At 38.5% G+C, this 10738-nt stretch carries 4 protein-coding genes; 3 read left to right on the top strand and 1 reads right to left on the bottom strand.

The window, feature by feature from the left end:
• Both JBL43_RS20000 and JBL43_RS19995 read left to right on the top strand, forming a co-directional pair.
• Positions 1–4340 (top strand): tail fiber domain-containing protein (locus JBL43_RS20000; RefSeq protein WP_198843130.1); only part of this gene is annotated, 4340 nt, incomplete at its 5' end.
• Positions 4341–4342: 2 nt separating this feature from the next.
• Complete coding sequence (locus tag JBL43_RS19995) at positions 4343–5503, top strand: T9SS type B sorting domain-containing protein (protein ID WP_198843129.1); 1161 nt, start codon at positions 4343–4345, stop codon at positions 5501–5503.
• On the opposite strand, the gene JBL43_RS19990 is transcribed toward JBL43_RS19995, so the two are convergent.
• Positions 5500–5859, bottom strand: coding sequence for a DinB family protein (locus JBL43_RS19990; RefSeq protein WP_198843128.1), 360 nt, complete (start codon positions 5857–5859; stop codon positions 5500–5502). The two genes, JBL43_RS19995 and JBL43_RS19990, sit on opposite strands and share 4 nt — an antisense overlap.
• 953 nt (positions 5860–6812) lie before the next feature.
• Between JBL43_RS19990 and JBL43_RS19985 the strand changes: the two genes are divergently transcribed.
• The coding region (locus JBL43_RS19985; protein WP_198843127.1) for a beta strand repeat-containing protein at positions 6813–10738 on the top strand (3926 nt) is incomplete at its 3' end.

Below are 10738 nucleotides of genomic sequence, written 5' to 3'. Positions count from 1 at the left end.
GTACAAACGGTACGAATGGCGATTCTGCTTATCAAGTAGCTGTAACAAATGGTTTTTCTGGTACTCAAGCTGAATGGCTGACTTCTATAGAAGGAACTGATGGTAATAATGGTGCTAACGGAACTAATGGTGCTGATGGTGCGACAGGGGCAAAAGGAGACAAAGGTGATACTGGGGCTAAAGGTAATACTGGTGCTAACGGAACTGATGGTGCCAATGGTGCAACGGGTGCCCAAGGTATTCAAGGTATTCAAGGTGTTGCCGGTAATGATGGTGCGGATGGTGCAACAGGTGCAACCGGAGCTCAAGGTATTCAAGGTGTTGCTGGTAATGACGGTGCAAATGGAGCCGACGGTGCAAATGGTGCCCAAGGTATTCAAGGATTAACTGGTAATGATGGAACTAATGGAACAAACGGTACAAATGGCGATTCTGCTTATCAAGTAGCTGTAACTAATGGTTTTTCTGGTACTCAAGCTGAATGGCTGACTTCTCTAGAAGGAACTGATGGTAATAATGGTGCTAACGGAACTAATGGTGCTGATGGTGCGACAGGGGCTCAAGGTATTCAAGGGGTTGCTGGTAATAATGGAACTAATGGTACAAACGGTACGAATGGCGATTCTGCTTATCAAGTAGCTGTAACAAATGGTTTTTCTGGTACTCAAGCTGAATGGTTGACTTCCCTAGAAGGAACTGATGGTAATAATGGTACTAACGGAACTAATGGTGCTGATGGTGCAACTGGGGCTCAAGGTATTCAAGGTGTTGCAGGTAATGACGGTGCGGATGGTGCAACCGGAGCTCAAGGTATTCAAGGTGTTGCTGGTAATGATGGAACAAATGGAACAAACGGTACAAATGGCGATTCTGCTTATCAAGTAGCTGTAACAAATGGTTTTTCTGGTACTCAAGCTGAATGGTTGACTTCTCTAGAAGGAACTGATGGTAATAATGGTGCTAACGGTACGAATGGTGCTGATGGTGCGACAGGGGCTCAAGGTATTCAAGGTGTTGCAGGTAATGACGGTGCAAATGGAGCCGACGGTGCAACTGGTGCACAAGGTATTCAAGGATTAACTGGTGCTGATGGTGCAACTGGTGCAACAGGTGCCCAAGGTATTCAAGGATTAGCTGGTGCTGATGGTGCGGATGGTGCAACCGGAGCTCAAGGTATTCAAGGAGTTGCTGGTAATGATGGAACAAATGGAACAAACGGTACGAATGGCGATTCTGCTTATCAAGTAGCTGTAACAAATGGTTTCTCTGGTACTCAAGCTGAATGGTTGACTTCTCTAGAAGGAACTGATGGTAATAATGGTGCTAACGGAACTAATGGTGCTGATGGTGCAACCGGAGCTCAAGGTATTCAAGGAGTTGCTGGTACAAATGGTGATTCTGCTTATCAAGTAGCTGTGACAAACGGTTTCTCTGGTACTCAAGCTGAATGGCTGACTTCTCTAGAAGGTACTAACGGAACTAATGGTGCAACTGGTGCGACTGGTGCTAAAGGAGATCAAGGTATTCAAGGATTAACTGGAGCCGATGGTGCTAAAGGTGATACTGGGGCTAAAGGTAATACTGGTGCTAACGGAACTGATGGTGCCAATGGTGCAACAGGTGCCCAAGGTATTCAAGGTGTTGCAGGTAATGACGGTGCGGATGGTGCAACCGGTGCAACTGGCCCTAAAGGTGATACCGGTGCAGCGGGTACAAATGCTAACGAGCATACAGGTACTACTGGATCAGTATTCTTTGCAGGCACTGATGGAAAACCTACGGACGATAATACTAATTTATTTTATGATGATGCCAATAACAGATTAGGAGTTGGAACAAAAACGCCTTCAGAAGCATTAGTAGTTAAAGGAAATGCAATTATAGGTAGCACATCTATTGACGCTACGTTAAGTGGACAAGGTGCTTTCCAAGCGGCTAGCCCATTGAATAACCATGGTTTTGTAGCTACTCCGTGGTTATATGCAAGAGCCATTGAAGGTGATCAACGTGGTTCAGGTGCTACTTTAATCGCACTTGGTAGTCAAAATGGATTTACAGGTAATGATCAAATTGGATTTATTACAAGAGGTGTACACAGAGTGATTGTGAATGAAATTGGAAACTTTGGTATTGCAACAGATACACCTAATGAGAAATTAGAGGTTAACGGTAGTATCAGAATGACAGATGGTAATGAAGGTGCTGGTAAAATTTTGGTAAGTGATGCGAATGGTACAGGTTCATGGGCAGACGCTTCTACGCTTTCAAATGATGCTTGGAGTATTCTAGGAAACTCGGGTACTGATGATACTGTAAATTTTATGGGTACAACAGATGATCAAGATTTGGTTTTTAAACGCAATAACCTTGCTGCTGGTGTTTTGTCAACTAATAATGCTGCGTTTGGTGTTAACTCGTTATCTTCAAATACAACAGGTTATGACAATGCTAGTTTAGGACTTAATTCGCTTAGATATAATACAGCAGGGTATAGTAATACAGCATTAGGTAAAGATGCTCTTTTGTCTAATGGTACAGGTAACTCTAATACAGCAACAGGTACTGGAGCACTTTCTGGAAATACTACTGGTAGTAGTAATACAGCAACAGGTACGTTTGCATTAGCAGGAAATACTACAGGGTTAAGTAATACTGCGGTTGGTTCATTATCCTTAAATAAGAATATAGGTGGTAGTGAGAACACCGCTATAGGTGTTAATTCGCTTACACAAAATACCTCAGGAACACAAAACACAGCAAGTGGTGTATTTTCTCTTTTTGATAATACTACGGGAACTAACAATACAGCAATTGGTTATGAATCTCTCTCATATAATAAATCAGGAGATTTTAATACTAGTATAGGCTCAAATGCTCTTTATTCTAATACTACTGCAAATTATAATAGTGCGGTTGGAGCAAACGCGTTGTATTCAAATAAAACTGGTGCACATAACACCGCAATGGGAGCAAATGCACTTAATGCAAACACAACAGCAAGTAATAATACTGCGGTTGGTGAAAATGCTTTGTTAGCAAATACTTCGGGAAGTAGTAATGTTGCCTTGGGGGTGTTATCGCTTTCTACCAATAACGGACATTATAATACGGCTACTGGAGCAAATACTTTAACGTCTAATACTACCGCAAGTTATAATACAGCGAATGGTTATAACTCCCTTCAAGCAAATACAACAGGAAGTAGCAATACCGGGATTGGTGCAAATACCCTTTTTTCTAATTTGACAGGAGTTGGTAATACTGCAATGGGTGCAAATTCACTTTACAGTAATATTTCAGGTGGCAGTAATACAGCGATAGGTAGTTCTACTCTTAGGGATAATACTACAGGAGTTAATAATACGGCGACGGGAACCAGTTCACTTAGCAATAATATAACAGGGCATAATAATACAGCTTATGGTGTAAATTCAATGCTATACAATACGTCGGGGCTTGGTAATACTGCAAGCGGATTAAACTCTCTTTTAGATAATATTTCAGGGAGTTATAATGTTGCGATGGGTCAATCAGCTCTGAGTAATAATACCGAAGGGAATTATAACATTAGTATAGGTGTAAATAGTATGATAACTAATTTAACAGGGAATTATAATACGGCTACCGGTGGAGGGTCTATGGCTGGTAATACATCAGGTGTTGGTAATATTGCATCAGGTTACAGTGCTCTTCCTAAGAACACTTCTGGAAACTATAACTCTGCAATAGGTTATATAGCCTTAAATTCAAGTACAACGGGAAATAACAATACTAGCTTAGGTTATCATTCTTCTAGAGTATTAACTACCGGAAGCGGTAATACGGCTGTTGGCCACAGATCCTTAGACAATGTAACAACAGGAAGTAATAATACAGCGATAGGTTATTTGTCTTCTGTGCCAAACCCAACAGCTAACAATCAGGTTAGAATTGGTGGAACAGCAATAACATACGCCGGTGTACAAGTAGCATGGACTATTACATCAGATAAACGTTGGAAAAACACTATTGAGACTTCAGACTTAGGTTTAGATTTTATAAATCAATTACATCCAGTGTCTTATTTTAGAAATAATGATGAAAACAATAAACTAGAATATGGTTTTATTGCACAACAATTAAAAGAAGCCTTAAAAAATAGTAGTTCAAAAACAAACGGGATTATTACCGAAGATACTGAAGGCATGTTAAGTGTAAGATATAATGATTTATTTGCTCCAATAGTTAAAGCTATTCAGGAACAAACTGAAGAAATTAAATTATTAAAAGAAGAGAGGGAGTCAACAAATAAACGTTTACAGGCTTTGGAACAAGCAATCCTTAAATTACAAAACAAATAGAAATGCTAAAAAAGATAAATAGCTTTTGTTTAGTACTCTGTTTTGCTATAACACTGCAACTAACAGCCCAAGAAGCTTTTCATAATTTTGGAGATATTCAAATACATGATACTGGTAAAATAGGCTTCCATACAGACCTAATTAACGACGGTGTGTTTAATAGCAACTTGGGTCTCGCTGGGTTTTATGGAGAAGATAAGTTGACTGTTTCTGGTACATCAATTGCCGAGTTTTACAACTCAGAAATTGATATTCTAGATGGGTTGAATTTAAAAACTTCCATGGGTGTTTATAATACCCTTGATTTTATTAATGGTAAAGTATTTACACCGCGAACTGATTTAGACATAACATTAGACTTTTTACAAGCCAATTATAATGGAGAGTCTGATTTTGAACATGTAGATGGTTATGCAGCTCTTTTTGGAGATATTGATTTCACTTTTCCTATTGGTGATGAAGATAAGTTAAGACCCTTATCCATATCTAAACCTAATTCAATTTCAACTTTTAAGAGTGCATACTTTTATGAGGATCCTAATAGTCCTACTACATTTGCAACACTTTTTGACACCAATAGCTTCGCTCCTATCCTTTCTAAGGTAAATGATAAAGAGTTTTGGGATTTAGATGGTGATCAAACTGTAGAAGTGACACTTACGTGGGATCTTGATAGTGATATAAAAAACCTAACAGATGATATTGAATTATTAAGAGTTGTAGGTTGGAATAACAAAACACTGCGTTGGGATAGTTTAGGCAGAAACGATGTATCTGGCGATTTAGAGGAAGGTGATATTACTTCTATCTCATTTGTACCAGATGACTATGAAGTATTAACAATTGCGTCTGAACCGAGTGGAAATGATTTTACTATAAATACAGGATTTTCACCAAATGGAGATGGACTTAATGATCATTTTGAAATAACTGGATTAGATTTATCTCAAGAAAATTCAATCGAAGTTTATGACCGTTGGGGAGAGCTCGTATATGAAAAACAAAATTACGACAATACCTGGGGCGGAATTTCTGAAAACAGTATTACAGTTGATAAAGGAATCGTTGTACCGGTAGGAACCTACTATTTCCTACTTGAGATAAAAGATAAAATAACAAAAAAGAATAAAATGTATAGAGGCTGGGTTTATATTAATTACTAAGCCAATACATCCTTTTTTGGTGTGGTCGGGTTATAACCAAAATCAGCATCAGGCAATTCAATTCCTAATTGGGAAATGATATATCCAATACTCACAAAATGGTGTATCGCATGGCTATGAGCTTGCGATAATATTGAAGCTAACGTATATTTGGTAGTAACCACACCCAATCCTAAATCGTCAGAGACCGCTACAACTTCATTTAAATCTTCTACTGTAAGCCTTTTTAATTTACTTATAATTTCAGCAAAATAAGTCAAACCCATTGCGGTTTTCTGCTCTGCAAGTTCATTACGCTTTCTTGCAACTAAATTAATTTCTTTAGTTGATATTCCACAAAAAACACAATCAAACATGTCTCATATGTATGCCAATACTTGAATGATATGGTTTAATAGTAGTATTAAAGTATTTGTTATCACTAATTGTTTTCAACAAGCCTACCTCCTATTTAAGATGTTTTCAATAGCATCAATCATAGTTAAATTTTGACCAATAGTCCTAATATAATAATTAATTGACGGATTGTTTTAAGAAAAACCTTTTTCGAATAATCAAAAGGTTTTAATTTTCAATCTACCTTTTTACAATCGTAATTATTCCCAAAATAAAAAAAAAACCGCTTAAACTTAGTTGACTTTTGGTAATAAATTTGGCCTGTTTAGTTATTACACTTGAAAAAACATAAAGAAAAAATAAGATGAACGCACCTATTTATGACACTGATACATCTAACTATTTTGTATCTCTAAAACAACTTTAAATAACTGAAGGATAATGAATAAGACTACCAAAAAACTATAATAACTTTAAATACCTTACCCCTCACTTATTCCTTTTTTTTAAAAAATGTCTTGGTTGAAAGCATATGCTTAATTACTTAAATAACAATAACATAAGTATGTTGCCTCCCATAATTATCCTATGCAAATAATATGCACGAATACTATTATTGAAGTTTCGCCGTTTTCCCAATACAACATAAGTGGAACTATGAAATTACTAACCTTTTACGAATATCCCAAAATTTTATCTTAAGTAATAAAATAATTTCTGATTTTAAAATCTCTCATAATTATAAGATTTTAGGTGGTTATTATTAATTATTTGATGCTAAGTTAACCAAATTGATAAAAACGACTATATAAAACTGTTTTATTGATAGTGTAACTTTTTCATTTCCAATTATTTTATAAAAAAAACAACAGCTTTTAATGGGGAAGAATACCATTAAGGTTGTTACATCAATAATGAATAGTTATGCATGCATAATAATTTAAAATTGATTAAAAAAAGTAAATACCCAGTTATGAAAATATTTAAAATTTTATTCCTTCTTCTAGTTTCATCTGCTGTCTACGGTCAGGTTAAAATAGGAGAAAACCCAAATACTATAGACTCTTCTTCTTTATTGGAGCTAGAGAGCTCTAACAAAGCATTTGTATTAACAAGAATAACCAATATTGAGATGAACAATATGACTCCATTAAATGGAGCATTAGTTTATAATACTGATGAAAAATGTGTTTTTCAATACTCAGGAACCTGGATCAATTTATGTGATACAGGTACTGATAATCAACAACTAAGTTTTGATTCAAATACCAACATCTTAAGTTTAGTAGATGGTGGGACCGTTGATTTATCAAAATTTATAAATACTGATGATCAAAAATTAAGTATCACTAATAACATCTTAACGTTGGAAGATGGTGGCACGGTTGATTTATCGAACTATTTAGACAATACTGATAATCAAGAAATTTCTGAGTTTAGCTTAGCGGGTTCTATTTTAACTATTACGTTAGAAAATGGAAATACACAAACAGTTGACATTGCCGCTGCAAGTTCTGATGATCAAAAATTAAGTATCACTAATAACATCTTAACATTGGAAGATGGTGGCACGGTAGACTTAAGTAATTACTTAGACAATACTGACAATCAAGAAATTTCTGAGTTTAGCTTAGCGGGTTCTATTTTAACTATTACCTTAGAAAATGGAAATACACAAACAGTTGACATTGCTGCTGCAAGTTCAGATGATCAAAAATTAAGTATCACTAATAACATCCTAACATTGGAAGATGGTGGTACTATTGATTTAAGTAATTATTTAGACAATACAGATAATCAAGAAATTTCTGAGTTTAGTTTAGCAGGTTCTATTTTAACGATTACCTTAGAAAATGGAAATACACAAACAGTTGACATTGCTACTGCAAGTTCTGATGATCAAAAATTAAGTATCGATAATAACATCTTAACATTAGAAGATGGTGGTACGGTTGATTTAAGCAATTACTTAGACAATACTGACAATCAAGAAATTTCTGAGTTTAGCTTAGCAGGTTCTATTTTGACCATTACATTAGAAAATGGAAATACACAAACAGTTGACATTGCTGCTGCAAGTTCTGATGATCAAAAATTAAGTATCACTAATAACATCTTAACATTGGAAGATGGTGGTACTGTTGATTTAAGTAATTATTTAGACAATACAGATAATCAAAAAATATCTGATTTTAGTTTAGACAATTCAAACAATATAATCACTTTAACACTAGAGAATGGTGGTACTGAACAAATTGATTTAACACCAATCCTATTGAAGGGTGAAAAGGGTGATAAAGGCGATGACGGTGATTCTGCATATCAAGTAGCTGTAACAAATGGTTTTTCTGGAACTCAATCAGAATGGTTGACTTCACTGGAAGGAAATGATGGTGCTAACGGAGCTGATGGTGCAACTGGTGCTAAAGGTGATCAAGGTATTCAAGGATTAACTGGTGCAACCGGTGCTAATGGAGCCGACGGTGCAAAGGGTGATAAAGGTGAAAAGGGTGATACTGGATTAAATGGTACAAACGGTGCTGACGGTGCTAAAGGTGATACTGGAGCAACTGGTGCTACGGGAGCTCAAGGTATTCAAGGAATAGCTGGTACTAACGGTGTTGACGGTGCAAAGGGTGATACTGGAGCACCGGGTGCTGATGGAACAAACGGTACAAATGGTATCGACGGATTAAATGGTACAAACGGTGTTGATGGAAATGACGGTGCAAAAGGTGATACTGGAGCAGCTGGTGCTACGGGAGCTCAAGGTATTCAAGGAATAGCTGGTACTAACGGTGTTGACGGTGCAAAGGGTGATACTGGAGCAGCGGGTGCTGATGGAACAAACGGTACAAATGGTATCGACGGATTAAATGGTACAAACGGTGTTGATGGAAATGACGGTGCAAAAGGTGATACTGGAGCAGCTGGTGCTACGGGAGCTCAAGGTATTCAAGGAATAGCTGGTACAAATGGTGCAGATGGTGCAAAGGGTGATACTGGAGCAACTGGTGCTGATGGAACGAACGGTACAAATGGTATCAATGGTAAAGACGGATTAAATGGGACAAACGGTGTTGATGGAAATGACGGTGCAAAAGGTGATACTGGTGCTGCTGGTGCTGATGGAACTAACGGTACAAATGGTATCGATGGTAAAGACGGTTTAAATGGGACAAATGGTGTTGATGGAAATGACGGTGCAAAAGGCGATACTGGTGCTGATGGAACAAACGGTACAAATGGTATCGACGGATTAAATGGTACAAACGGTGTTGACGGTGCAAAGGGTGATACTGGAGCTGCTGGTGCTGATGGAACTAACGGTACAAATGGTATCGACGGTAAAGATGGATTAAACGGTGCGGACGGTGCAAAGGGTGATACTGGAGCTGCTGGTGCTGATGGAACTAACGGTACAAATGGTATCGACGGTAAAGACGGATTAAATGGTACAAACGGTGCTGATGGAAATGATGGTGCAAAGGGTGATACCGGAGCAGCTGGTGCTGATGGAACTAATGGTACAAACGGTGCTGACGGTGCAAAGGGTGATACTGGAGCTGCTGGTGCTGATGGAACTAATGGTACAAATGGTATCGATGGTAAAGACGGATTAAATGGTACAAATGGTGCTGACGGTGCAAAAGGTGATACTGGAGCAACTGGTGCTACGGGAGCTCAAGGTATTCAAGGAATAGCTGGTACTAATGGTGCCGATGGTGCAAAGGGTGATACTGGACTAGCTGGAACTGATGGAACTAACGGTACAAATGGTATCAATGGTAAAGACGGATTAAATGGTACAAATGGTCTTGATGGAAATGACGGTGCAAATGGTATCGACGGTAAAGACGGATTAAATGGAACAAACGGTGCTGACGGTGCAAAAGGTGATACTGGTGCAGCTGGTGCTGATGGAACTAACGGTACAAATGGTATCGACGGTAAAGATGGATTAAACGGTGCTGATGGAAATGACGGTGCAAAAGGTGATACTGGTGCCGCTGGAACTAACGGTACAAATGGTATCGATGGTAAAGACGGATTAAATGGTACAAACGGTGCTGATGGAACTAATGGTACAAATGGTATCGATGGTAAAGACGGATTAAATGGTGCTGACGGTATTGACGGTGCAAAAGGTGATACTGGTGCTGATGGAACTAATGGTACAAATGGTATCGATGGTAAAGATGGATTAAACGGTGCAGATGGTGCGAAAGGTGATACTGGAGCAACTGGTGCTGACGGTGCAAAAGGTGATACTGGTGCAGCCGGTGCTGATGGAACTAATGGTACAAATGGTATCGACGGTAAAGACGGATTAAATGGTACAAACGGTGCCGATGGTGCAAAGGGTGATACTGGAGCAGCTGGTGCTGATGGAACTAACGGTACAAATGGTATCGATGGTAAAGACGGATTAAATGGTGCTGACGGTATTGATGGTGCAACGGGTGATACTGGTTCTGATGGTGCTGATGGAACTAACGGTACAAATGGTATCGACGGTAAAGACGGATTAAACGGTGCTGATGGAAATGACGGTGCAAAGGGTGATACTGGAGCAGCGGGTGCTGATGGAACTAACGGTACAAATGGTATCGACGGTAAAGACGGATTAAATGGTGCTGACGGTGCAAAGGGTGATACCGGAATAGCTGGTGCCGCTGGAACTAACGGTACAAATGGTATCGACGGTAAAGACGGATTAAATGGTACAAACGGTGCAAAGGGTGATACTGGTGCTGATGGAACTAATGGTACAAATGGTATCGACGGTAAAGATGGATTAAACGGTGCTGATGGAAATGACGGTGCAAAAGGTGATACTGGAGCAACTGGTGCTACGGGAGCTCAAGGTATTCAAGGAATAGCTGGTATAAACGGTGC

It is taken from the genome of Aureibaculum flavum, assembly GCF_016406085.1.
GTDB lineage: Bacteria > Bacteroidota > Bacteroidia > Flavobacteriales > Flavobacteriaceae > Aureibaculum > Aureibaculum flavum.
This window is presented reverse-complemented; position numbering and strand designations above follow the sequence as displayed.

Bases quoted from the DNA above. Each gene is read 5' to 3' on its own strand.
- JBL43_RS19995 (WP_198843129.1), top strand. From the start codon at position 4,343: ATGCTAAAAAAGATAAATAGCTTTTGTTTAGTACTCTGTTTTGCTATA.
- JBL43_RS19990 (WP_198843128.1), bottom strand. From the start codon at position 5,859: ATGTTTGATTGTGTTTTTTGTGGAATATCAACTAAAGAAATTAATTTA.